Here is an 18,869-nt window from a genome sequence, read left to right on the forward strand (position 1 = left end):
GAACACCGCATTTACTCCGGCCGGTAGCCAGGGATAATCCCCCGGGGCGCGGGTATAGGCAGCTTGCGGCCACAACACAACCACGTTAAAAGACCAACGGCAGGTTCTATTGGTGGCCCGCGATTCACATCATCGCACCCGCGGGGTTGCGGTCATCCCGCATGCTTTCCACGTGGCGGAGCCAGAAATGTCGGGAAGAGAACACGGCATAGCGGGCGGCATCCACATGGTCATCATTCTCTTTAACGGGCGCATCCTTACCGCCCTCCGTCGCTCGCGGATCCCACCGGTATGCCGGTATCTCCTCAATCAGGCGGGGGCAATCCTCCGCCACTGTAAGCACCCCGTTAGTGAGCAATGAGTCCACGGTGCGGATACCATCCACAACCTTATTTTTCGCGGCGGCGACCGTATGGCGACGGCGCTGGAGTTCCTCTTTAAATGAGGCGGCGGCGGGGTCAAGGTAAATGGCCCTCGGCTGATTCGGAAGGTGGCTCAACCACTCTTCCAGGCTGTCGGCCAGTTCCATGTCGGTGAGGCGTGTACGCCCGCCAAGCCCGTTGGTTTGGGGTGACCATTCATGCGAGAGCTGTAGCCCCTCGTCGGTCATGGTGAGGGCATAGCCCGCGGTGGGGTGGTTCGTGCCGTAGTCCACTCCCACGGCTAGGACTGTGCCTTGTTGGCGTGGGGTGACCATCGTGTCGGGATTCCACGCCTCGAATACGGCGCCCTCGGCGGAGACCCACTCGCCTTGAATCATGCGGCGGTAGAAGAGTCCACTGTAGGAGGCGCGCATACGCTGCCGGTATTCCTGCGTCAGGCCCGGGTTATCCTCCATCGTGAAGAGCTGTGCGTAAGTATCCGTCTCCCCGGGCTTATCAATGAAGTCGCGCTTGAGGTAGTGCGCCGGGGTGGCCGGGTTGGTAGTGGCGAACACGCGTGGAGGTTTCGGGTTACCGGTGGCGCGCATACGCGACCAGATCATCTCCCACACGTTCTGCGGGCATAAGGTGAGCTCGTCGTAGAAGAGAAGCTGGAACGTGCCACCACGGATGCGGCCCTCCGCACCCTTATCGTTCACGCCGATAACGAGGACTTCCCGCCCGAATATCTTCGCGGTCGGGTTACGCCGCGTGTAGTGGATGTACGGCGCTGCGGTAGCAAACACCGGCTCCGTCATTAGGGGGAGGAAGATGTTCTGGTACACCGTGTCGAGGGTTTTCCCGGCGATGACGATAGCGCCGGAGGTACCTGCTTCTTTAATCTCTCCCAGCATGAGCATGAGCCAGGCGAGGGTCTTGCCGGAGGAGACACTGCCGTACCAAATGTTGAGGGAGTGGGTGGACTTCCCGATGGCTTCAATCTGCTTTCGGGAGAGTCGGAAGTTACGCGAGGGAGTCGTCGTCACCGTCTGCGACCTCCGCTTCCGCTGCAATGGTCTGCCTAATGTTTGTGATCATGGAGGAGAATTCTTCACCTCCGGTGACTTCCACGTCGAGTTTGATGGCGCCCTCCACACCCCATAGGGCGGCGAGTTTGGTGTTCACGTCGATGATGAGGCGGGCGGCCTTAATGTCCCCGTCGAGGGCTTTCTTCCAGTATGCGGCGTGGAGGCGGTTGTACCGGCGGTCGAGTTTGGCGAATACGGTTCGGGCCGCGTCGGGTTTTGCTTCCTCCATTGCCTTGTCGTAGTCGAGGCGGGCTTGGGTTTTGCTGATGCCGAGTTGTTTACCGATGACTTCGAAGGTGGCTCCGCCGTCGTGGAGGGTGACGACTTTGGCGGCGCGTTCTGCGCGTTCTTTTGTCATTCCTCTGCGTGGTGGCATGTGCGGGAGTCTCCTTTTTTGTGCGGGTTGGGCAGTGGTATTGGGGGAAGCTGTTTAGCTTGTATTTTTGGTGCCTTGCCAGATGCGTTGTAGTCCGCCGTGGCGGGGTTTGTGTGCGGCTTGGTGGTATCCGACGGGTTGTATCACTCCTCGTTTCCGCCAGGCGATTAGGAGGCCTCCCCAGGCGTTGTTGTGCTTGGGTGTGAGGCCGTCGGGGATGTGTTGTCGGATGGTGTCGGTAGTGAAGGGTTTGCCGGTGGCTGCGAGGTGCTTGATGGCTTTGTCGGCGTGGTGTGCCCAGTCTCCTCGTATGTAGGCTTCTTTCATGTAGGGGCTTGGATTAGCTCTAATTCTTCGGGGTTGTGTTGTTGCAGCGTCATGGTGGTGATTCTGCCGGTTGGGGTAGTGCGGTCAGGTGCTGCTGCTTTCCCATTGGGGGCCGCCGGTTACGGCGCCGTTCCGGTCTTGGTGGGCGCCGTGGCTGCCGACGTCGTGTGCTTTTTGTTCCTCTATCCATGCTGTGCCACGGAGGAAGTAGGCGGTTCCGCCGTTCTCATCCTCGTCGGTGAGGACTTCGATGTGGATGGTGTATCCGCATTCTGTGCAGGTGAGGTGTTTGTATCCGTGGTGGCGGAGCATTAGGCCTCCTAGGGGAAGATAACGGGCGATACGGTGTGCAGTTGTCGGGCTGCAAGGCGCATGACTTCTTGGATTTCTGCGTCCGCATCGGGTTGTGTGCGGCGCTGGATGACTTCGTGCCAGGCGCGGAGGTTGCCGGTGACTACCATGCGGGTTTCGATGCAGTTGGGGAGGAGGCCGCGTGCCGCTTCGTTACGCTGCTTCTTTGGGAGGTTGCGGAGGGCGATCTGTGTGTCCTCGTATGCCGCGATGCTTTGATTGGCGCTCCAGATGAAGCGGTCTTGGGTTTCTTCGTCTCTGTCGCGTATGGCTGGAGGTAGCACGATGTTGGCATCGCCTGCGTTGATGAAGCGTTGTGATTCCACGCTGAAGCTTAGGTGCCGGTGGCGGGTGAGTTCGGTGAGGAATGCGCGGGATACGCCGGTGAAGTAGAGGGTTGCGGTGGCGTGCTCGCTGATACTCCAGTGGCCTTGGCCGCTTAGGGTGCGCTGTAGGTAGTCCGCGTCATTGCGGGTTGCTTCATTCGGGCGGTGGAAGCTGCGGTAACAGTTCCTCCCCGCCATCGTGAGTAGGGTTTCCGCATCGGTGGAGAAGTCCTGGATGTCCATCCACTCGCTGATGGCCGCGTCGTTAATCTTCGTGTGGGCCAAGAGGGTGACCCGGGGTTCGACAATGTTAGTCATGGTAAAAATCTTCCTCTTCGTCTAGGTACTTATCGGCGGGCGCTTCAATGAAATACGCGGATGGGTGGCCGGTTATGGTGATGCTGCCGTATTCCTCTACCGCGTCGGCGATGTCTTTCCCCAGCTCGCGTTCCGTCTCTGTGTTGTGGAGGTAGGTGCGGCATTCATCCAGTCGGAGGCCGAGCAACGCGCCGGTGTAGATGAGGATGAGGATGCTTGCGTAGAGGAGGGTGTTTAGGGCTGCGTTCACACTGGGATTGGCGATGGTGAAGCCGATGTTCAGGATGAGGACGAGGCTGATTACTGTGAGGGCGGTTTTGTCGCCCCGGCTGGATCTGGCCCAGTTTTGCTTGAAGGTGCTCATTTCTTGGTCTCTTCCCGTGCGATTTCGCGTTGGAGGTAGTAGAGGGCTTTGTGGAGGTCTTGCAGGCGGTCGTCTTTGCGGCCTGCGCGGGCGGTGTACTTTATGACGTTCCCCAAATTGAAGCCCACGTGCTCGGCGATGTCGATGGGTTCCGCTCCCCCGGTGAAGCCTTTGTAATGCTGCGGGTTGATTGCATCGGTCATTGTTAGAACTCCCAGTCCTCGTCAGTGGTTTCCTCTGCCTTACCGATGACGTAGGAGGAGCCGGAGCCGGAGAAGAAATCATGCGTTTCGTTGCCGCTGGGGTCTAGGGAGGTTTTCACCGCTGTGCTGAACTCGCATAATTCTGCGGGGTAGATGGCCTCGTAGCCCAGGTTGTTGAGGGCCTTGTTGGCGTTGTAGCGGAGGAATGCTAGGACGTCTTCTGTCCAGCCGAGGGGGTCGTAGATTTCGCGGGTGTAGTGTTCCTCGTTGTCCATAAGGTCGAGGAGGAGGTCTACTACTTCGCCTTGTAGTTCTGCCTGCTGTTCTTCCGGTAGGCGCTTTACGGTCTGCTGGTATTTGTAGCCGATATAGTACCCATGCACTGCCTCATCACGGATAATCAGGCGGATGATGTCGGCGGTGTTAGTCAGCTTAGAGTGCGCCGCCATGCGTATTGGGAGGTAGAAGCCGCTGTAGAACAAAAAGGATTCCAGCAATGTGGATGCGGCCTTGCGCATGTTCGCGTTACCGCGCTTGTAGAAGTCCAGTACGCGGTGCGCCTTGTACTGTAAGTGCTCATTCTGGCGACCCCAGTTAAACGCCTGGTTGATAGTTGGGGTGTCCGCCAGGGTCATGAAGATATTGGAATACGATTTAGCATGAATCGACTCCATGAAAGCAATATTGGTGTAGACGGCTTCCTCATGCGGGGTGGTGGCGTCTGGCATGAGGCTTAGGGCGCCGACGGTGCCTTGCATCGTGTCGAGGAGGGTGAGGCCGGTGAATACCTGCATGGTGGCCCACTGCTCCGCCTCCGGCATGAGCTTCCACGTGTTGCTGTCGTTTGAGACGGCGATCTTCTCCGGCACCCAGAAATTGTTGACGAGCCTATCCCACACGTCTTTGTCTACCTGGTCGCCGATGCGATTCCAGTTGATGGGGTCGATGATGTCGCCGCTCTGGGCGTGATTCGGGGTGGTTGTGGTCATGGTATTACCTCCCAAGTGGTTGTGCGTTTCACCCTTCGAGTGCCCCGTGGTCTAGTAGGTGTTCTAGGGCTTCCTCCGCGGAGTCGAATGCCATGCTGTGCGCCAACCATTGCTGCGCTAGGTGTGGCGGGAGTTGTAGACGGACGGTGATGAAGTCCGCGTAGGGGTTATCCTGCGCTTCTTCTTCCGGTAGCTCTTCCACCGTGTTGAGACCATCGAGGAGGGCATCTAGGTCTGCTTGCTCATACCCGGTGGCGTCTAGGTCTGGGAGCCAGTCGAGGAGGTCAGCGAGTGCCTCGTTGTTGTAGCCTGCTTCATCACTGGTTTTGTTGTCCACGAGGACGATTTCAGCAGCTTGGGTTTCGTCCACGTCGATGATGTAGCACGGCACCATCGTGTAAGGCTGGTCTTGAGCTGCGTTGGCGGCTTGCTTATTGAGTTCCCGCATAGCGGCGAGGGTGTGGTTGCCTGCGAGGACGGCCCATTCTTCCCCGGTTTGGGAGCCGGTGTTGACGAGGAGGGGTTTGAATAGGCCGTGCTGGTGGAGACTCTTTTTGATTGCGGGAATGTTGCCCTTGCGCGGGTTACGGGCGTAGTTGTGTAGCTGCTCAATCGGGAGGTGTTCGAGGGTGCCTTGGGGTGGTTGTGTGTCGCTCATACGGCTTAGTGTGCAGCGGCAACCCAAGCGGTCAGTTGGCCGCTAGTTCTCGTTATCCATACTATCTAGCTCCGCCACCTTTATGGCATCTAAGCGCTTGGCTGCCGTTTTTCTGTCGCCTTTGACGAATACGAGGATGTCTTGGTGGACACGGGCAAGGGAGCGTCCTCCCTCGAACATTTTCTTAGCCCGAATAGCTCCCGTGCCGACGTTGTTGACTAGCACGGCGTCGTTGGCGAGGTGCCATCCGTCTGGCATCGCGTTCATCATGCACGCCTTCATGTCTCGGAGGTCACCCCTTTTATCACGGGCGGAGCCTACGACGAACGCTGCGAATCGGTTAGGGCGTAGGCACCGGTCTACTTCCTGCAGGGTGACGGCCATAGCGGCGTTGAAGTCCTCTGTGGACAGATTGGAGATGTCGGCTTCGTCGTCGGAATATTGTTCTAGGTCGTAGTAGGGAGGGCATCCGATTATGAAGTCGAATGATTCAGCCTGGTTATCTTGCATTGTTTTGGCGGAGTCTCCATCAATCCAAACTGGTTTGTCTACTCCGTGTGGGAGGTGACCACGCTCTTTTATTCTGTCTGCTTGCTTTCGGTTCTCCACGCACTGCTCTGCGCGTAGCTCGTGCCCCTGATAATGACGGTTTAGCACGGCTCCCACGATTCCTCTTACGCTGCCGCCTGCCCACGGATCGAGGGTGCGGTCTCCAGGGTTACTAAACCAAAGATAAAGGATTTCACATAAGGCGGGGTCGAACACGCTGGTTCCCCTGCCTTCATTATACGGTTTTAATTGATCTTCATATTTTTCGAGTATTTCCTTATTAGTTAATTCACTATTAAGTGCCAATGCTTTGTTTTTAATTTCGTACCAGTTAATGAAATTACCTGACGGCGGAGCGTAAATTAATTGCCCAGCCCGCCCCTCCTGCGCAGCTACGCCTAATTTCAGCCATGACTGCTTGCGCTCTCGCCACTCCCCTCGACGAGTGTCAATAACCGTCGTGGGAACAACCAAAAATCGTTCCGCCAGAGTCAACGCGGCAGCCTCCGCGACTTCATCCAGCGAGTAATCCTCCTCATCACTCGCTAAATCTGCGCCACTACCATCAAGCTGCGTAAGCTCCTCCAAATCGTCGGCATCGTATCCTGTGCCGTCGAGGTCGCCATCCATCATATTCAGGAGTCCCAATAACTCCTCATTATCGTACGAGCCGAGGTCAGCGGTGCGGTTATCAGCCAAGACGATGCGGGCGGCGCGCTCCGCATCCACATCAACCATCCATACCTCAACCTCCTGCCAGCGTGGATCGTCGGGGTGTTCCTCCGCGAGTTCACGGATAGCTTTCACAGTGTGGTTACCGGCAAGAATCTCGTTTGGCTTATCCGTGTAGGTGCCCTTGTTGACAATTACGGGGCGGAAGATGCCGTTAGCGACGATGCTGCCTTTAATGGCTTGTACGTCGCCCCGGCGTGGATTTTTGGCGTAGTGGTTGAGCTGAAGGAGTGGGACAGTTTGGTGCTCACCAATGTTGGCTGTGTTTTTGGCTGTCATGGCTCAGAAAGCTAGCCACCCCCGCCAGGCGGTCAGTTCTCTTTAAGTGGCTCCCGCTTTGCCCTTGGGTTTCTCACCCCGTGGGTTTGATACTGCCGCTCATCCCTGCGATCCCATGTCTTGTATGGGTTTCGCATAGCTGAGGTCGCAACCTGGGACGCTTCCCGGTTCACGCGACGTTCTTCACGAGCTATTTCGCGTAGTTCCCGCTCGTACTGCTTCCGCTCACGAGCGAGGATCGCCTGCCACTTCTTTGCAGCTTCCTCATTACGGGCTGCGCGCCGGAGGTTAGCTTCAAGTTCAGCCTGAGAGCGGCGAGTACGGATACGGTTAAACCATTCATTCAGCTCATGAAGGCGGTCTACCGCTTCATCCTTATCGGCTCGTGATGTGGCTGTATTTAGTTGCTGTACCCACTTTTGCTGCTCCGAGTAGTACTTGTCCTCCATCTCGGCGTTACGCTCTTCGAGGCGGAGGCGTAGGGCTGCTTCGCGTTGCTCAGGGGAGGCTTTACGAGGGCGGCGGGTTCGGTGTTTCATGTGTCTAATCTTTCCATGCGGATCTCGTGCTGGTGAGGTCAGGCTGTGGTTATGGTGGTGAGCGCTCCGGCCTTGTGGAGGTATTTGGCGAGGATGATGGAGGCCACTTCACTCAACGGCTGGCCCTCCCTCGCGGCGCGCCACTTGAGGTGTCGGAGTAGCGGCACCGGGCAGCGGAGGCCCCTATCCATGCCGCCATCCCGCTTACCGGAGGCGAGGCGTAGCTCCTCATTGCTGGTGGAGGTTCCGGCATACACGCCCCAGGCGAGGGCCTCGATAATGAGGGCGTTGGGGTAGATGCCGCGCCTCTCCGCCAAGGACTGTACGTCTGCGAGGAGGGTGGGGTGGAGCCATAGTGTAGTGGCGGTGACCTCACGGATAGCCGGGTCGGTGCGGAGGCGGTTGTAGGCGTGGTGTTTCTTGTAGAGGTTCTCCAGCTCCGCCCTGGTGGCCTCTGCCGGGTTATGCATGTACCCGCCTTGTGCCCTGTAGGTGTCGGGTGATGATGTCGGTGACGAGTTGGGATTGGGTGATTCCGCGTTCCTTAGCGAGGTCAGTGACGGCGGTGGCAGCGGCGGCTGGGAGGCGCCAGGTGCGTTGGATGGAGACCTTGCTACTGGCGGGCGTTTGCCCTGTAAAGACTGGTGGGGGTGGGGTTACGAGGCCTTGGAGGATGATGTCGGTAAATACGGTGTTGGCGGAGGTTTCGAAAAGTTCGGCTCGTTCGATTATGCGGCGTTCGAGGTGGCGGGGTGTGTGGTAGCAGACGATGCGGGTTTTGAGGTCAGGGTCGGTGCGGAGTTCGAGGAGTGTGCGGTGCTTATCGAGGAGGGTTGACAGGTTGGTGCTCATGCTGCTTCCTCCTCATTGTTTTCGGCGGCGATGTGGAGGAGGGTAGCGACGCATTGGCCGATATCCGCTGGCTCGTTGAGTGCGTAGTAGTACTGGTTGTAGTGGGTATCAGCGCCCCAGGCTTCGCCGGTGGTGGAGTCGAGCTTGAAGTAGGTGTCCGGCCCGGTGTAAATGATTGGGCCGGTGCTTGTGGGGGCGGTGCGGAGGCCGACGGAGGCGGCGAGGTTGGCTATGGATTGGGTGATGAGGGTGTGCCCCATGGCGGTTCCTTTCTGTATTGGGGCCATTGCAGTGGCCGTGGTGCCCGTGGGGAGGCTTGAACTCCCCCGCCTGCCAGTCGGGCTAACTTTGGTGATTAGGCTTCGCCACGTATTGGGTCGATTACCTTGCGGATTACTTCATCGAGTTGGTCGGGGGATTCGCAAAGTGCTTGCTTGATTTCAAAATCGTCATCTTTCTTGAAGATGGTGATTGTTGCGGTGCTGTTCCATTCGGTTAGGGATGCGGTGGCAATTACGGCCCCATCCTCGTTGGTGACGGTACGGGAATCGTCGGCGTGGAGGAGGCCCTTATCGGTGACTTTGTAGCTTGGTTGAATGTTGTAGTTCATGGTTTCCCTTTGGTGTTGTGGTGATTTAGAGGGCTGCGATTGCGGCGTTCATGGCTTCGTTTTGAAGCTCTGCGATTTGGCGGGCTGCGCGGTCTGCGCGTGCTTGGTGGTAGTTATATTCTTCGCGGCTGGTGGCATTGTTGCGCTCGGTGATGATGGTGTTGTATTCATTCTTCTTGTTGGTGATTTCTTGCTTGTAGTTCATGGTGTTTCCTTTCTGTGGGGGTTGCAGCCCCCTTGCTCTCTTGCTTACATGATCTACTATACCCCATGGTTTACATTTTGTAAAATAATAGGGTTATTGCAGGCCATTACCCGATGAGCCAAACCCGTCTTCAGCACGCTCCGACTCCCCCAGCGCATCAACCCGCTGTAGCTCCACCCGAGGCAACTCCTCCACCACCAGCTGCAGTACAAACTCCCCCGCATGAAACCACACTGGATCCCGCGACTCATTATGCAAGCTCGCCTTAATCGTCCCCGTGTAGCCCGCATCAATAATCCCCGTGCCATTCGATAGGCACACGTGCCGCTTCACCCCAACGGAGGAACGCACAAATAGCTTCCCCACGTACCCGGCGGGGATATTCACCCGCACCCCAGTATCGGCCACCGTATGCCCACCCATCGGTACCCGGGTGCGCTCAATGATGGCGAGGTCAAACCCGGCATCATCGGGGTGAGCGCGGCGCGGCTCCCGCGCCCCATCCTCCAGCATGAATGGAATCGTCAGCATCAAAAATATCCTTCCTATCGTAAAAATTGTTTACATTAGGCCTGTGCCAGGGCTGGTGCGGCCCGCCGGTACAGCTCCCGCTCCCGCGCCTCCTTACCGGGTGGGCAGTCCTTGGGTGGGCACGGGAACCATAGCCCCGCTCGGACGAGGCCAATATTATTATTTTCCAACACATCAGCGGCGCATTCAGCGAGCACCGGGCACCCCTCGCATAGCTCCTCCGCTATGCGGCCTTTCTCATCCCGGCGGATACTCCGGTCGCGATCCAGGTCGTACCGGTTGGGGTCATCATTCCGGCATTTGGCGCGGTTCCACCAGTTCTCTGGCTCGGTGCTGGTTTCAGGCTCAAACGGGGTGTTGCTCATAATGGGGTCTTATTCTGCGGCCTTGCGGCGGTGCTTGCGGATGAGGTCAGCGGCGTGGCGTGGCTGGGACATGTTCTTCGGGTTGTGCTTTGACTTGCTCATGGTGGTATCTCCTGCGGGTGATTATGGCGTGTGGTGGGTTGCGGTTGGTGCGCGTGATTATGGGTTGGTGTTGCAGCTTGGTGTCTTAGAATTAGCTGGTTGCCAATCGTGGGGAATGCGCGCCCCTCCCCGGGGGGCCGGAGGGGTTATCCGGCTACTTGGTTCCATTCTTCGGGGGTGAGGCTGCTCGGCCCGAGGGTGGGCGTATCGTGAGCTTCTTCGTACTCCCTGAGGGAGTGGCAGAGTGGTTCGTACTCGGGTTTGATGTACCAGTCTCTGGTGGTGTACCGGTGGCCCCACTGGTCTACCCGGCTGCCGTCGATGCGGCGGGCGATCCCTTTTGCTACGAGGCTGTTTTTCACGAGAGTGCTTTTGCCTTCGATGCGGAGGGCTCCATCGTCGCCGCGTTCATTATTGATGGCGGCCCAGGCGAGTAGCATTTTTTGGGGGTGGGTGAGTTTGATGATTTCCATGATGTTTCCTTTTCTGACTGGCGCTTCGCTTGCAGGCGAGGGGTGGGGGTTATAGGGAGTTGTTGGCGACTACGTCCCAGAAGTCTTTGGTGTCATCGATGCGGAAGCCGGTATCGGTGGAGGTGATGAGTTCGTCTGCGATGGCGTCGATGTTGTGCTCCTTGGCCCATTCGCCGAGTGGTTCGATGATTTCGTACTGGATGGCGTCGTTCTTGGTGGTGTAGGTGGTCATTGTTTTAGCCTTTCTTTGTGCTCTCTTGCTTACATTTATTACTATACCCCACCGTTTACATTTTGTAAAATCATGCGTGTTGGTTAGGTGAAATAAGGTTTTGGAGGCCCCTCCGCCACCCATAAATCAACCCACAATTTCCCCTGCTTACCCCGCTCTGGAGGCCACAAAATGGGCTCCGGCTTCCCCATAAAATACGGGGTATCATCCTCCACGATCCCCAGCCCGGGAATCCGCTTCGATCCGCCCGCCAAAGCGTCCATAAGGGGCTTACTAGAGGCCGTCACATTATCCGTATCCCGCCGTCGCCTATCTGGCACGCGGTAATTCATCTGCACCAGCAGATATCGCTTCCCCTCCGGCATACGCAGCCCCCGGCCTAATAGGTGCAGGGTCTCCTGAATCTCCCGCTTCGCCGCAGCACGCCCATACACCGCACCCCGCGACGCGGGCGACGCATCATTCATCGACAACGGCGGCTTAGACCACGGCAGCTCAACCCGCTTCCAGAAAGTCAGATCCTCGGGATAAGTCATCACCATCGGCGGATACTCAAGCATGACCTACATCCCCGCCTCAAAAAGTGGCATTTGCACCGCGAGGACAGTATTCCGCTTCGGCGGGGCACTATGCCTCCTCCGGTCGATGTGCTTCCGCAAGCCCCGGTGGGCGCTACCCACATTGTTCTCCCGCTTCCATGCGGTATAAGCCGACCGGCACTCGGTACAGAAGCCCCTCGCATAGTGCTTCACATAGCCGTCGGGGGTGATGGCGCGGTGCCACTTCACCATCGGCTGGTGACAGTTCCTACAGCGATCTGGGGCCTGGGCGCGCTGCTCCCGCGCCGCCGTCGGTACCTCCTCCCGCTCCGCTATCTGGGAGAGTCGCATCATCGTCTCAAAATCGCCGTAGCACACCACCCCGGCCTGGATTACATCGGAGGCGGGGGCGGTGCCGGAGTCATTGAGGCCACTGCCGGAGGTGAGGGCATTTTGTGCGCATTCCCGTCGTATCGGGCATTGCTCGCACATTGTGATGGCGGCGCGGACAGCGGCGGGGTTCGCGGCGTTAGGGTTGATGAATGCGGTGTTTTTAGTCTTGTGGCAGGCGGCCTGGGTGGGCACGTGAGGCTCCTAAAAAGGGGTGGTTGGGGTTGTCCCTGCCTATTTTTGTTGCCTCGATCCTATGTACCAATAAAGTCCGCACACATGTATCGGTGCGGACTCCATCGAACAGGTTGGGGGTGCCCCTCCTACCCCATCCGTGTGAGGTTCGACTGCAGCGCCTCAATCAACTGGCCCGCTTCCTCACGATTCAAATCAAACTGCGACCCACCAGCATCAAGGGTGACTACAGAATACTCATCCCCCGGCGTATCGTCCGAGAAATTAGACACGGTCAATGTCCCCATCGGGGTGCTAATGCGCTCCATTCACGTCTCCTGCTCGTCGAAAATTAGTGACCACAAGAATAGAACACCCTAGCGACATGCGCCGGGTGCTCCACCCCCACGATTCCGGTTTACCGCTGCTTAGAACGGAGGTTCGGAACCCCCACCACCGAAACCACCGGTCTCGGAACGCGGCTGCGAGTTCCACGGATCACCCTGCGTACCACCGGAAGCGCCGTTCGAGGCGTACCCTCCACCATTATTCTGCGCGGATACACGGCTAACCTGCGCCTCCTGCCCAATCATGGATACGCCGACGTGCTGCGCCATCATGGTGAATACGGTTTGCTCCCCCTGGTCTGAGTTCCATACCTCCGGCTTGAGGTCGCCGGTGACGATAACTCGGTCGCCTTTGCCGAATGTGCCGCAGGCGTGCTCCGCCTGACGGCCGAATACGGTGGCGGAGACCCACACGGTCGGGCCGTCAAAATACTCTCCATTGCGGTCGCGCTGGCGCTCACTCCACGCCACGCTAAGCCGCGTCATTGATTTACCCTGCTGGGTCTGCTTCAGTTCTGGGGCCTTGCCCAGGTTGCCTTGAATGGTTGTGTTTGCCATAAGAGTATCCTTTCTGATGTGGTGCGGCGGTCATCGCCGCCATGATGGTGGGGTTGCAGCCCCAAGGTGGTGTTACCGGTCTCCCGCGAGGATACGGGTCACCAGCGGCCGTGAGATTCCCGTGCGTTCCGCCAAGATACTGGCTGGCACCCCAGCGGCTTTCGCCCTCCGGAACGCCGCCGTTCGACGTTTCTTCGCTTCCTCTATCTGACTGTGTAGAGTGAGAATTTCCTCATGGGTAGCGACGGCCTCGTCTTCAAATTTCTTTTTTCTATCCTGCAGTTCCTGCTCGCTCATGCTCATATCGACCATCTTTCCACACCCCCCTCCTTCTACCTCCGGTTCGCTCATAACTCCTCCCAGTCGCTTTTCCACTGGCGGTGGGTGGGGTCTCCGTCGAAGTAGAATACGTCGGTCATGCCGTAGTGGTCGCCGAGGTATTCGGCGTATTCCCATTTCCCTGCTAGCGGCTGGCCGTTTGGTGCCCAGGCGCGAGGCAGGTCGTAGAGCGGGGCTACTTCGTCTAGTTTGGCGTTGCAGAGAAATGGGTGATGCCGTCCTGGCTTGACGAGTAGGACGCAGGGTACGCGTGGCTCTTCTTTTCTAAGGCGGGTGGGGGTTGCTGTACCAGCAATAATCCATTGTTCCGTCCCGGTTTTTAGTATTGGGTCGGTGTAGTCGCACCACATTCCGACGCATTCTGCGCGCTCTTGTGGTGTCATGTCTGCGAGGGTTTTAGTCATAGCGTGGTGGCTCCTATCCACAGAATGGCTGCTAGTGCGGCGTAGGTGAGGGTGGGGGTGAGGTCGGGTTTCTGTCTCCATTTTGCCCGCCTGGAGACTTGAATTAGGCCTAGGACGGTGGCGCTGAATGTGGCGGCGCACGCCCCGGCAACAATGATTGGGTTCATGCTTCCTCCCAGTCCCCTATCCATCGGCGGATTTCTTGGTGTGGGCCTACGTTCAGGTCTTCGCCTGTGGTGAGGGTGATGCCGTCGGAGTCGGTGTAGTCGTCTTCCCATTCGCCTTGTGGTGGTTGTCCGTCGGGGTGCCAGGCGCGAGGTAGGTCAAATCGCGGTGTGAGCATCCATGGGTCTGGTGCCCATGCTTTAGGTTCTGGTGCTCCGGGGTTGATGCATGAGACGCGGCCCGCTTCGTTAATGTCTTCAATCATGATTACAAAATCTTGCGGTTTACCGCCTTTGAGGTGGCGATTGTATCCGCACCACATGCCTACGCATTCGGCCCGTTCCTCTTCGGTCATGTCTGCGAGTGTTTTCATGCTTCACTCCATTCTGTGACGTGGCGGTACATGAGGGTGCCGGGTGGGGTGTCGAAATAGTGCGGGTCTTTCGCGTCGCCATTCCAGCTTCCGCGTGGGTGGGGTTGGGTTGTGAGGGTTTCGGTGTCCATGTCTGCGATGGTTCGTAGGGCGCGGCGTACGTGCACTTGTGGCACGCGGCCTTCGTATAGCTCCTCTTCGAGCCAGCGCTGCGCTTCTCCGGGTGTCATCGGGGGCATGCTTGCTCTCCGTATTGGGCTTCTGCCAGTAGCGCTAGGGCTAAGGGCTGGAGCTCGAATCGGCGCAGCAATATTGTATCGTCCTGAAAATCGTCTTTGATGGAGACGCTATCCTCTTCCGATTGATGTTCGACGACTATTGTCGTGTCGCCCTCCTCCCCTGGTATCTCTAGCGGCAGTGGGTATCGCGGTAGTGTGACCTCGATTGTGCGGGCGCGCTGGTCGGCGTAGGCCATGGCCCCACGCCAGGTAGCAAATATTCGCTTTTTGCCGTCACAGCAGGCCGCCCATATAACCCTCCTTCTTGGATAGGAGATAACTCGACGGTCTACTTTCCACCGGCTCATGCTTCCTCCTCTGCGTGGTTGGCTGCTGCTAGTAGGGCGAGGGCGAACTGGCGGGCCTGCTCAGTGCTCATGTAGGCCGACGCCTCGTTATATCCGCCGAGTAAGAATTTGACATCCCCGGCCCAGACCCCGACGAGAGCACTATCGTCGTCATACCGCTCGGAGTCATCCCCTATGTTTATGAGGGAGTAGCGCACTGGCACTTCGATACTGTCGTAATCGTGGCGCAACGTGGGTAGGTCTGGTGCGAGTAGGCCTGCGTCATGAAGTGCTTGCGCGTGCTCTTGGCAAGCTGTCTGAGCGGCATGTCCCTCCACCCCTGAGCGCTGATAGAGAATATCAGCGGCTTTGCGAACAGTATCAGTCATTGGTTTCTCCTAGGATTGAGTCGATGTGGACGAGCACTTGGGCGGCAAGGTCTTTCTCGATAGTCATTCGCTGAAGGTCGTTTACGACAGATAGCCAGGCCCTTCTCATGGCGTCAAGCTCGCTTCGCATCCGTAGGACTTCTTCCGCGAGTTCTGGGGCGAGAGTGGCGAGGCGCACGTCTGGCTCGTGCATGATTCCCATGTACTTCCCGGCAGCGCTTATTATTTCGCGGGACGAATCCGCTCGGGGCTCACCGTCGGAATACATACTTGACTCTTCCCATGGCCCTGGTGTGGATTGGTCGAGTAGACGCTGGAGCTGGGTGGTGGTGAGGTCAGTCATTCATTTTCCTTTCGATGAAGTCCAGATATGCTTCCCACTCTGGTTGTTCGCGGGTGAGCTGGGCTTTTTCTTCCTGCGTTGCTTCCTCGCGTAGGTGGAGGTCCATGTGGACATCTTGGGCGAGCTGCATCTGGGCGGTGAAGTGAAGTTCATCCCAGTGCTCCATGACCCACCTGGTGGTGCGTCGGAGGAGGAGGGATTGCCTTTCACGGCAGTGGCGCATTGCGCTCACGATGATGTGCTGGTCATGTGGTAGCAGCATGGGTTCGGGCATGATTCTCCTGGTGTTGTAGGCTTGTGGGTGTACACCGCGTCCGCTCACGATTGTGATGACGCGGTTTTCTCATTCCGCTAGCTCTTGCTCGTAAGCGTTAATTGCTTCCCGGGTGAATTTCACCGCCAATTCCGGGGTGACTCTACTGACACGCAATACGTGGTCTCGCTTGGCATCATCCTCGAGGTCGTAGACATTTACACTGATGGTGTCTTGCGAGCCTTCGAATGATGAGCCGACTATCGTGTAGGGGCCTTGGTAGTCGTGCAGTTGATAGTCGTGCACGATGCAATCTATGCCACCGTGGCTTTCCCAGAAATCGTTAACTTGCACGTGGCATCCCAGAAGCTCAAAGAACTTTTCAACGGTTGAAATAGCGGTTTCTTTCGGGGTCATTATTTCTCCTCTTGGAGTACGTAGCGTCGGCCGGTGGGTGCGAGCCATTTCGGTGGTAGGTGCTTTATAAGCCACTCATTGCCGCAGTATTGGGCGACGGTGATTAGACCATTTTCTGGGTCTTTATCTAGCATGACGTTTTTCGACTGCGCTGGGCCTGCGGCTTCTGCGAACTTATGTTCACTTTCAACCCAATCAATATCGTGCATTGTTCGGCCTTGCGGCATAGATTTTTCGAGCATTTTCCGGTAGTTAGTCATGACTTCTTCGCGATTATTCACGAGGTTATTCAGGGCCATTTTCATATGATGGTTTAACTCTTCGGAAGTCATGCCAGTCCTGTTTTGGATGTCCTGCATTAGCTTTTTAGCGAAGCTATTTTTAGTCATTGTCAATTTCCTTTAGTGTGTAGCGGCGACCAGTCGGGGTGAGATACTCGGTGTATGCTACAAGCGTTCCGCATTCTGGCTCGCCGGGAACGATAAATTCGATGTAGCCTTCTTTGCCTTTTCGGAGCATTATGACGCGGCCAAACTGGTCGCTCGTGGCTTCTGCGAGGTAGTGCTTCTCGTCGTCCCATTCGATTTCGGCCATTGTGGGTTGTGGCTTGGGCGGGAGGGCTTTCAGAATCTCGTTCTTCCACATCAAGAACTTCTCTGTGTCGCCGCAGAAGTCGGCTGCGCTCAAAGCTACATTCTTCAGCTCCTCTAGTGCGCTGTACGCGTCCAGGATTTCTTGGCGGGTGGGGTCAGTCATTAGGGGTCTCCTTTTTGAGGTTGTATTTTTCGCCTGTGAGGGTGAGCATTTCTGGTGAGTAGCGGCTGATTTTGTCGTCGAAATGATTGACGTATATAAACCTCTCACCGTCGAGCCTTACGTCATAGGCGAGCAGCATGCCCAGCTCCCCCGTTCTGATGTTTTCTACCTCTGCAAAAAGCAATTCATCCACGTTCCACGGAACATCGTCCAATGTGTCAATGGGTACGTCTGGGAGGATTTTGCGGATCGCCCGGCTACATTCGAGGGCTGCTTGTTTCTTTTTAATACTGGGGTCGGTAATGGATGCTAAGCGAACTAGCTGCAAAAGTGCGCTATGCGCTACTTGGATTTCTTCTTTGGAATGGTCGAACATTGTTGTTTCCCTTTGGTGGTGTGGGTGTTTGCCCCGCGTTATTGGCGGGGCTGGGTGTTTAGATTCCGTCTTTCCACATGTCGTAGGCTGCGTCGCAGTTCCCTACCGGCTCGTCGGTGTCAAGGACTTCGATGTCGAGGATTTCGCCCATGTCAGCGAGTGCCGCTTCGAATTTTTGCGGGTTTTGGGCTTCGTAGTAGCCGCAGTGAATCGCGTATCGGAGGTCGTCATCGTCTGGGCTGATGGTGACGATGTGAGTGCTGGCGGGCTGGTTGTGATCGTGGAAGATGGTTACTTCGCATACGGCGTTCATGGTGTTTCCTTTCTGTGAGGGGTTGCAGCCCCTTTTTTCTTGGTACGTTTATTACTATACCCCACTATTTACGGTTTGTAAAATTATGTGTGAAGATTAGGTTAAATCACATATCATCCCCCGAACCGCCGCCGCCGCGCACTGCGGCACCACCCCATTACCAAGCGCTTTAATCTGCTGATTACGGGTGAGGCCCGGCACCTCGGTCACCCACCCCGCGGGCAGGCCCATGAGCCACTCAATGAACTCGGGATTGGTGGCGGCGCGTGATTCGGGGAACCGTGGGTGCAGTTGCCGGTCGGGGTGGTCGATGACTATGGGCGGCGGTTCGTGGCCGGTCGCCATGGCCCAGGTGAAGATTGCGGGGGCGGTATCGCCCCATCGCAGTTTCATCTCATGGTCGATGTCGGCGGCGCGACTAAGCCCGGCCAATGTGTCGAGCAGGTCGTTATCCCAGGTGATTTGCGGCGCTGGTCGGCGGGCGAGTCCGCTCGCTTGTGGTCGCTTGCCGTTGGGGTAGGCAAGTATGAAAAGCCGTTCCCGGTGGTGTGACGCTCCCACCTCGGATGCTCGTACACATGTCCACTGCGCATCCCACCCGATGCTGGCAAGATCTTCCAACACTTCGGCGAGTCCCAATGTGAGGTGGCCGCGTACATTTTCGAAGAATGCGGCGCGTGGTCGAAGATACTTAATTGCGTCGAAGACATAGGGCCAAAGATGCCTTTCATCGTTCGTTCCTTTACGGTGACCTGCCTGCGAAAAGGGCTGACAAGGATAACCTACGGTGAGAATATCGATTGGCTCCACGCTCCCCCAGTCCACGCGGGTCACGTCCCCAAGGTTCGGAACCTGCGGGTAGTGATGCGCGAGGATGCAGGCCGGGGCGGGGTCAATCTCCGCAAACCAAGCAGGGGCCGCGTCGAGAACCTGCATAACACCCATTTCTAGGCCGCTGTAGCCCGCAAACATGGAGCCGATCTTCACTTGGTCTCACACCACCAGTCAGTGTGCGTGCTCCGTGTAGAGGGGTTGTAGTGGCGCGATTCGCGGTATTCAGTACCAGGGCCACAATGCTCACTATTGTCCACGCCCTTGGGGGTGACGTAAACGGCTATTGAGACAAACAGGATTAGGCCGGTTACCCCACCGCCGACAAGTGCCCATCCCCTTTTATCGTTGTGGGAGTGGAACACCTCTTCTCCGCCAACGTAGATTGCGACCATACTAGCGAGACCAATTGCTACAAGAAAGACAGAAGCAACCACTTTAATGATGTATTCCATACCTAGCTCCCTGCGATGAGTTTCAACGCCCACAGCAGGGCGTACACGGGG

The 18,869-nt window shown here is 57.2% G+C and carries 37 protein-coding genes; 1 reads left to right on the forward strand and 36 read right to left on the reverse strand.

Features of this window, described 5'->3' with window-relative positions:
• Window positions 1-124 precede the first annotated feature (124 nt).
• Both HMPREF1267_RS11455 and HMPREF1267_RS11460 read right to left on the reverse strand, forming a co-directional pair.
• Window positions 125-1,408, reverse strand: coding sequence for a PBSX family phage terminase large subunit (locus HMPREF1267_RS11455; protein WP_023029364.1), 1,284 nt, complete (start codon window positions 1,406-1,408; stop codon window positions 125-127).
• Window positions 1,386-1,826, reverse strand: coding sequence for a hypothetical protein (locus HMPREF1267_RS11460; RefSeq protein WP_023029365.1), 441 nt, complete (start codon window positions 1,824-1,826; stop codon window positions 1,386-1,388). Before HMPREF1267_RS11460 ends, HMPREF1267_RS11455 begins: the two co-directional genes overlap by 23 nt.
• A 378-nt stretch (window positions 1,827-2,204) precedes the next feature.
• Between HMPREF1267_RS11460 and HMPREF1267_RS11470 the strand changes: the two genes are divergently transcribed.
• The gene (locus HMPREF1267_RS11470; protein WP_156906128.1) at window positions 2,205-2,468 is read left to right on the forward strand and encodes a hypothetical protein; all 264 of its coding nucleotides are present in this window, start codon (window positions 2,205-2,207) and stop codon (window positions 2,466-2,468) included.
• Window positions 2,469-2,473: 5 nt separating this feature from the next.
• Here HMPREF1267_RS11470 and thyX read toward each other — a convergent pair whose 3' ends face one another.
• The 34 genes from thyX to HMPREF1267_RS11650 all read right to left on the reverse strand — a co-directional run bounded on the left by thyX (window position 2,474) and on the right by HMPREF1267_RS11650 (window position 18,818).
• Window positions 2,474-3,148 carry an FAD-dependent thymidylate synthase gene (gene thyX / locus HMPREF1267_RS11475; RefSeq protein ID WP_023029368.1) on the reverse strand — a complete coding sequence of 225 codons (675 nt, stop codon included), beginning with the start codon at window positions 3,146-3,148 and terminating at the stop codon, window positions 2,474-2,476.
• The gene (locus HMPREF1267_RS11480) at window positions 3,141-3,512 is read right to left on the reverse strand and encodes a hypothetical protein (protein ID WP_023029369.1); all 372 of its coding nucleotides are present in this window, start codon (window positions 3,510-3,512) and stop codon (window positions 3,141-3,143) included. Before HMPREF1267_RS11480 ends, thyX begins: the two co-directional genes overlap by 8 nt.
• The gene (locus HMPREF1267_RS11485) at window positions 3,509-3,715 is read right to left on the reverse strand and encodes a DUF3310 domain-containing protein (protein ID WP_023029370.1); all 207 of its coding nucleotides are present in this window, start codon (window positions 3,713-3,715) and stop codon (window positions 3,509-3,511) included. The genes HMPREF1267_RS11480 and HMPREF1267_RS11485 overlap by 4 nt, the downstream gene beginning before the upstream one ends.
• 2 nt (window positions 3,716-3,717) lie before the next feature.
• Window positions 3,718-4,704, reverse strand: a complete 987-nt coding sequence (gene nrdF, locus HMPREF1267_RS11490) for a class 1b ribonucleoside-diphosphate reductase subunit beta (protein ID WP_023029371.1) — start codon at window positions 4,702-4,704, stop codon at window positions 3,718-3,720.
• A 28-nt stretch (window positions 4,705-4,732) separates the two neighbouring features.
• Window positions 4,733-5,362: a ParB N-terminal domain-containing protein gene (locus tag HMPREF1267_RS11495; RefSeq protein WP_023029372.1), complete on the reverse strand. Its 630-nt coding sequence runs from the start codon at window positions 5,360-5,362 to the stop codon at window positions 4,733-4,735.
• A 42-nt stretch (window positions 5,363-5,404) separates the two neighbouring features.
• Entirely contained in the window at window positions 5,405-6,922 is a 1,518-nt protein-coding gene (locus HMPREF1267_RS13430; protein WP_023029373.1) for a ParB N-terminal domain-containing protein, read from the reverse strand.
• Between the two features lie 32 nt (window positions 6,923-6,954).
• The gene (locus tag HMPREF1267_RS11510) at window positions 6,955-7,461 is read right to left on the reverse strand and encodes a hypothetical protein (protein WP_023029374.1); all 507 of its coding nucleotides are present in this window, start codon (window positions 7,459-7,461) and stop codon (window positions 6,955-6,957) included.
• Between the two features lie 38 nt (window positions 7,462-7,499).
• Window positions 7,500-7,931: a hypothetical protein gene (locus HMPREF1267_RS11515; RefSeq protein ID WP_023029375.1), complete on the reverse strand. Its 432-nt coding sequence runs from the start codon at window positions 7,929-7,931 to the stop codon at window positions 7,500-7,502.
• Window positions 7,924-8,313 (reverse strand): hypothetical protein, encoded by a 390-nt coding sequence (locus HMPREF1267_RS11520; protein ID WP_023029376.1) that lies wholly within the window; start codon window positions 8,311-8,313, stop codon window positions 7,924-7,926. Before HMPREF1267_RS11520 ends, HMPREF1267_RS11515 begins: the two co-directional genes overlap by 8 nt.
• On the reverse strand, window positions 8,310-8,573 hold the full coding sequence (locus HMPREF1267_RS11525) for a hypothetical protein (RefSeq protein WP_023029377.1): 264 nt from the start codon (window positions 8,571-8,573) through the stop codon (window positions 8,310-8,312). The genes HMPREF1267_RS11520 and HMPREF1267_RS11525 overlap by 4 nt, the downstream gene beginning before the upstream one ends.
• 95 nt (window positions 8,574-8,668) lie before the next feature.
• Complete coding sequence (locus HMPREF1267_RS11530) at window positions 8,669-8,923, reverse strand: hypothetical protein (protein ID WP_023029378.1); 255 nt, start codon at window positions 8,921-8,923, stop codon at window positions 8,669-8,671.
• 25 nt (window positions 8,924-8,948) lie between these two features.
• Window positions 8,949-9,128 (reverse strand): hypothetical protein, encoded by a 180-nt coding sequence (locus HMPREF1267_RS11535; RefSeq protein ID WP_023029379.1) that lies wholly within the window; start codon window positions 9,126-9,128, stop codon window positions 8,949-8,951.
• Window positions 9,129-9,221: 93 nt separating this feature from the next.
• Complete coding sequence (locus HMPREF1267_RS11540; RefSeq protein ID WP_023029380.1) at window positions 9,222-9,659, reverse strand: dUTP diphosphatase; 438 nt, start codon at window positions 9,657-9,659, stop codon at window positions 9,222-9,224.
• Between the two features lie 35 nt (window positions 9,660-9,694).
• A complete protein-coding gene (locus tag HMPREF1267_RS11545) occupies window positions 9,695-10,024 on the reverse strand; it encodes a WhiB family transcriptional regulator (RefSeq protein ID WP_023029381.1) in 330 nt (109 codons plus the stop codon).
• A 248-nt stretch (window positions 10,025-10,272) separates the two neighbouring features.
• Entirely contained in the window at window positions 10,273-10,599 is a 327-nt protein-coding gene (locus tag HMPREF1267_RS11550; RefSeq protein WP_023029383.1) for a hypothetical protein, read from the reverse strand.
• 49 nt (window positions 10,600-10,648) lie between these two features.
• A complete protein-coding gene (locus HMPREF1267_RS11555) occupies window positions 10,649-10,831 on the reverse strand; it encodes a hypothetical protein (RefSeq protein WP_023029384.1) in 183 nt (60 codons plus the stop codon).
• 83 nt (window positions 10,832-10,914) lie between these two features.
• Window positions 10,915-11,391 (reverse strand): hypothetical protein, encoded by a 477-nt coding sequence (locus HMPREF1267_RS11560; RefSeq protein ID WP_023029385.1) that lies wholly within the window; start codon window positions 11,389-11,391, stop codon window positions 10,915-10,917.
• 3 nt (window positions 11,392-11,394) lie between these two features.
• Complete coding sequence (locus tag HMPREF1267_RS11565) at window positions 11,395-11,955, reverse strand: WhiB family transcriptional regulator (protein ID WP_023029386.1); 561 nt, start codon at window positions 11,953-11,955, stop codon at window positions 11,395-11,397.
• Between the two features lie 128 nt (window positions 11,956-12,083).
• Complete coding sequence (locus tag HMPREF1267_RS11570) at window positions 12,084-12,263, reverse strand: hypothetical protein (protein WP_023029387.1); 180 nt, start codon at window positions 12,261-12,263, stop codon at window positions 12,084-12,086.
• Between the two features lie 99 nt (window positions 12,264-12,362).
• The gene (locus tag HMPREF1267_RS11575) at window positions 12,363-12,839 is read right to left on the reverse strand and encodes a single-stranded DNA-binding protein (RefSeq protein ID WP_023029388.1); all 477 of its coding nucleotides are present in this window, start codon (window positions 12,837-12,839) and stop codon (window positions 12,363-12,365) included.
• A gap of 72 nt (window positions 12,840-12,911) precedes the next feature.
• Window positions 12,912-13,190 carry a hypothetical protein gene (locus tag HMPREF1267_RS11580; protein WP_023029389.1) on the reverse strand — a complete coding sequence of 93 codons (279 nt, stop codon included), beginning with the start codon at window positions 13,188-13,190 and terminating at the stop codon, window positions 12,912-12,914.
• Window positions 13,187-13,582: a hypothetical protein gene (locus HMPREF1267_RS11585; RefSeq protein ID WP_023029390.1), complete on the reverse strand. Its 396-nt coding sequence runs from the start codon at window positions 13,580-13,582 to the stop codon at window positions 13,187-13,189. The genes HMPREF1267_RS11580 and HMPREF1267_RS11585 overlap by 4 nt, the downstream gene beginning before the upstream one ends.
• A gap of 163 nt (window positions 13,583-13,745) precedes the next feature.
• On the reverse strand, window positions 13,746-14,120 hold the full coding sequence (locus tag HMPREF1267_RS11590; RefSeq protein ID WP_023029392.1) for a hypothetical protein: 375 nt from the start codon (window positions 14,118-14,120) through the stop codon (window positions 13,746-13,748).
• Window positions 14,117-14,350 carry a hypothetical protein gene (locus tag HMPREF1267_RS11595; protein WP_034667298.1) on the reverse strand — a complete coding sequence of 78 codons (234 nt, stop codon included), beginning with the start codon at window positions 14,348-14,350 and terminating at the stop codon, window positions 14,117-14,119. The genes HMPREF1267_RS11590 and HMPREF1267_RS11595 overlap by 4 nt, the downstream gene beginning before the upstream one ends.
• A gap of 352 nt (window positions 14,351-14,702) precedes the next feature.
• Entirely contained in the window at window positions 14,703-15,074 is a 372-nt protein-coding gene (locus HMPREF1267_RS11605; RefSeq protein ID WP_023029395.1) for a hypothetical protein, read from the reverse strand.
• Window positions 15,067-15,417, reverse strand: a complete 351-nt coding sequence (locus HMPREF1267_RS11610; protein WP_023029396.1) for a hypothetical protein — start codon at window positions 15,415-15,417, stop codon at window positions 15,067-15,069. Before HMPREF1267_RS11610 ends, HMPREF1267_RS11605 begins: the two co-directional genes overlap by 8 nt.
• A complete protein-coding gene (locus tag HMPREF1267_RS11615; RefSeq protein WP_023029397.1) occupies window positions 15,410-15,691 on the reverse strand; it encodes a hypothetical protein in 282 nt (93 codons plus the stop codon). Before HMPREF1267_RS11615 ends, HMPREF1267_RS11610 begins: the two co-directional genes overlap by 8 nt.
• A gap of 69 nt (window positions 15,692-15,760) precedes the next feature.
• Complete coding sequence (locus HMPREF1267_RS11620; RefSeq protein WP_023029398.1) at window positions 15,761-16,087, reverse strand: hypothetical protein; 327 nt, start codon at window positions 16,085-16,087, stop codon at window positions 15,761-15,763.
• Window positions 16,087-16,476 carry a hypothetical protein gene (locus HMPREF1267_RS11625; RefSeq protein ID WP_023029399.1) on the reverse strand — a complete coding sequence of 130 codons (390 nt, stop codon included), beginning with the start codon at window positions 16,474-16,476 and terminating at the stop codon, window positions 16,087-16,089. Before HMPREF1267_RS11625 ends, HMPREF1267_RS11620 begins: the two co-directional genes overlap by 1 nt.
• On the reverse strand, window positions 16,469-16,843 hold the full coding sequence (locus tag HMPREF1267_RS11630; protein WP_023029400.1) for a hypothetical protein: 375 nt from the start codon (window positions 16,841-16,843) through the stop codon (window positions 16,469-16,471). The genes HMPREF1267_RS11625 and HMPREF1267_RS11630 overlap by 8 nt, the downstream gene beginning before the upstream one ends.
• On the reverse strand, window positions 16,836-17,219 hold the full coding sequence (locus HMPREF1267_RS11635) for a hypothetical protein (protein WP_023029401.1): 384 nt from the start codon (window positions 17,217-17,219) through the stop codon (window positions 16,836-16,838). Before HMPREF1267_RS11635 ends, HMPREF1267_RS11630 begins: the two co-directional genes overlap by 8 nt.
• A gap of 58 nt (window positions 17,220-17,277) precedes the next feature.
• Window positions 17,278-17,532, reverse strand: coding sequence for a hypothetical protein (locus HMPREF1267_RS11640; RefSeq protein WP_023029402.1), 255 nt, complete (start codon window positions 17,530-17,532; stop codon window positions 17,278-17,280).
• 96 nt (window positions 17,533-17,628) lie between these two features.
• Window positions 17,629-18,504 carry a DNA cytosine methyltransferase gene (locus HMPREF1267_RS11645; RefSeq protein ID WP_023029403.1) on the reverse strand — a complete coding sequence of 292 codons (876 nt, stop codon included), beginning with the start codon at window positions 18,502-18,504 and terminating at the stop codon, window positions 17,629-17,631.
• Window positions 18,505-18,515: 11 nt separating this feature from the next.
• Window positions 18,516-18,818, reverse strand: coding sequence for a hypothetical protein (locus HMPREF1267_RS11650; RefSeq protein WP_023029404.1), 303 nt, complete (start codon window positions 18,816-18,818; stop codon window positions 18,516-18,518).
• Window positions 18,819-18,869 lie beyond the last annotated feature (51 nt).

This window comes from Corynebacterium sp. KPL1824 (genome assembly GCF_000478095.1).
Taxonomy (GTDB): Bacteria; Actinomycetota; Actinomycetes; order Mycobacteriales; family Mycobacteriaceae; genus Corynebacterium; species Corynebacterium accolens.

Bases quoted from the DNA above. Each gene is read 5' to 3' on its own strand.
- HMPREF1267_RS11605 (WP_023029395.1), bottom strand. From the start codon at position 15,074: ATGACTGATACTGTTCGCAAAGCCGCTGATATTCTCTATCAGCGCTCA.
- thyX (WP_023029368.1), bottom strand. From the start codon at position 3,148: ATGACTAACATTGTCGAACCCCGGGTCACCCTCTTGGCCCACACGAAG.
- HMPREF1267_RS11590 (WP_023029392.1), bottom strand. From the start codon at position 14,120: ATGAAAACACTCGCAGACATGACCGAAGAGGAACGGGCCGAATGCGTA.
- HMPREF1267_RS11640 (WP_023029402.1), bottom strand. From the start codon at position 17,532: ATGAACGCCGTATGCGAAGTAACCATCTTCCACGATCACAACCAGCCC.
- HMPREF1267_RS11480 (WP_023029369.1), bottom strand. From the start codon at position 3,512: ATGAGCACCTTCAAGCAAAACTGGGCCAGATCCAGCCGGGGCGACAAA.
- HMPREF1267_RS11575 (WP_023029388.1), bottom strand. From the start codon at position 12,839: ATGGCAAACACAACCATTCAAGGCAACCTGGGCAAGGCCCCAGAACTG.
- HMPREF1267_RS11625 (WP_023029399.1), bottom strand. From the start codon at position 16,476: ATGACTAAAAATAGCTTCGCTAAAAAGCTAATGCAGGACATCCAAAAC.
- HMPREF1267_RS11615 (WP_023029397.1), bottom strand. From the start codon at position 15,691: ATGCCCGAACCCATGCTGCTACCACATGACCAGCACATCATCGTGAGC.
- HMPREF1267_RS11510 (WP_023029374.1), bottom strand. From the start codon at position 7,461: ATGAAACACCGAACCCGCCGCCCTCGTAAAGCCTCCCCTGAGCAACGC.
- HMPREF1267_RS11570 (WP_023029387.1), bottom strand. From the start codon at position 12,263: ATGGAGCGCATTAGCACCCCGATGGGGACATTGACCGTGTCTAATTTC.
- HMPREF1267_RS11485 (WP_023029370.1), bottom strand. From the start codon at position 3,715: ATGACCGATGCAATCAACCCGCAGCATTACAAAGGCTTCACCGGGGGA.
- HMPREF1267_RS11470 (WP_156906128.1), top strand. From the start codon at position 2,205: ATGGTGGTGATTCTGCCGGTTGGGGTAGTGCGGTCAGGTGCTGCTGCT.
- HMPREF1267_RS11595 (WP_034667298.1), bottom strand. From the start codon at position 14,350: ATGACACCCGGAGAAGCGCAGCGCTGGCTCGAAGAGGAGCTATACGAA.
- HMPREF1267_RS13430 (WP_023029373.1), bottom strand. From the start codon at position 6,922: ATGACAGCCAAAAACACAGCCAACATTGGTGAGCACCAAACTGTCCCA.
- HMPREF1267_RS11645 (WP_023029403.1), bottom strand. From the start codon at position 18,504: ATGTTTGCGGGCTACAGCGGCCTAGAAATGGGTGTTATGCAGGTTCTC.
- HMPREF1267_RS11610 (WP_023029396.1), bottom strand. From the start codon at position 15,417: ATGACTGACCTCACCACCACCCAGCTCCAGCGTCTACTCGACCAATCC.
- HMPREF1267_RS11495 (WP_023029372.1), bottom strand. From the start codon at position 5,362: ATGAGCGACACACAACCACCCCAAGGCACCCTCGAACACCTCCCGATT.
- HMPREF1267_RS11515 (WP_023029375.1), bottom strand. From the start codon at position 7,931: ATGCATAACCCGGCAGAGGCCACCAGGGCGGAGCTGGAGAACCTCTAC.
- HMPREF1267_RS11530 (WP_023029378.1), bottom strand. From the start codon at position 8,923: ATGAACTACAACATTCAACCAAGCTACAAAGTCACCGATAAGGGCCTC.
- HMPREF1267_RS11555 (WP_023029384.1), bottom strand. From the start codon at position 10,831: ATGACCACCTACACCACCAAGAACGACGCCATCCAGTACGAAATCATC.
- HMPREF1267_RS11635 (WP_023029401.1), bottom strand. From the start codon at position 17,219: ATGTTCGACCATTCCAAAGAAGAAATCCAAGTAGCGCATAGCGCACTT.
- HMPREF1267_RS11620 (WP_023029398.1), bottom strand. From the start codon at position 16,087: ATGACCCCGAAAGAAACCGCTATTTCAACCGTTGAAAAGTTCTTTGAG.
- HMPREF1267_RS11560 (WP_023029385.1), bottom strand. From the start codon at position 11,391: ATGCTTGAGTATCCGCCGATGGTGATGACTTATCCCGAGGATCTGACT.
- HMPREF1267_RS11585 (WP_023029390.1), bottom strand. From the start codon at position 13,582: ATGACTAAAACCCTCGCAGACATGACACCACAAGAGCGCGCAGAATGC.
- HMPREF1267_RS11520 (WP_023029376.1), bottom strand. From the start codon at position 8,313: ATGAGCACCAACCTGTCAACCCTCCTCGATAAGCACCGCACACTCCTC.
- HMPREF1267_RS11525 (WP_023029377.1), bottom strand. From the start codon at position 8,573: ATGGGGCACACCCTCATCACCCAATCCATAGCCAACCTCGCCGCCTCC.
- HMPREF1267_RS11535 (WP_023029379.1), bottom strand. From the start codon at position 9,128: ATGAACTACAAGCAAGAAATCACCAACAAGAAGAATGAATACAACACC.
- HMPREF1267_RS11540 (WP_023029380.1), bottom strand. From the start codon at position 9,659: ATGCTGACGATTCCATTCATGCTGGAGGATGGGGCGCGGGAGCCGCGC.
- HMPREF1267_RS11550 (WP_023029383.1), bottom strand. From the start codon at position 10,599: ATGGAAATCATCAAACTCACCCACCCCCAAAAAATGCTACTCGCCTGG.
- HMPREF1267_RS11650 (WP_023029404.1), bottom strand. From the start codon at position 18,818: ATGGAATACATCATTAAAGTGGTTGCTTCTGTCTTTCTTGTAGCAATT.
- HMPREF1267_RS11580 (WP_023029389.1), bottom strand. From the start codon at position 13,190: ATGAGCGAACCGGAGGTAGAAGGAGGGGGGTGTGGAAAGATGGTCGAT.
- HMPREF1267_RS11545 (WP_023029381.1), bottom strand. From the start codon at position 10,024: ATGAGCAACACCCCGTTTGAGCCTGAAACCAGCACCGAGCCAGAGAAC.
- HMPREF1267_RS11460 (WP_023029365.1), bottom strand. From the start codon at position 1,826: ATGCCACCACGCAGAGGAATGACAAAAGAACGCGCAGAACGCGCCGCC.
- nrdF (WP_023029371.1), bottom strand. From the start codon at position 4,704: ATGACCACAACCACCCCGAATCACGCCCAGAGCGGCGACATCATCGAC.
- HMPREF1267_RS11630 (WP_023029400.1), bottom strand. From the start codon at position 16,843: ATGACTGACCCCACCCGCCAAGAAATCCTGGACGCGTACAGCGCACTA.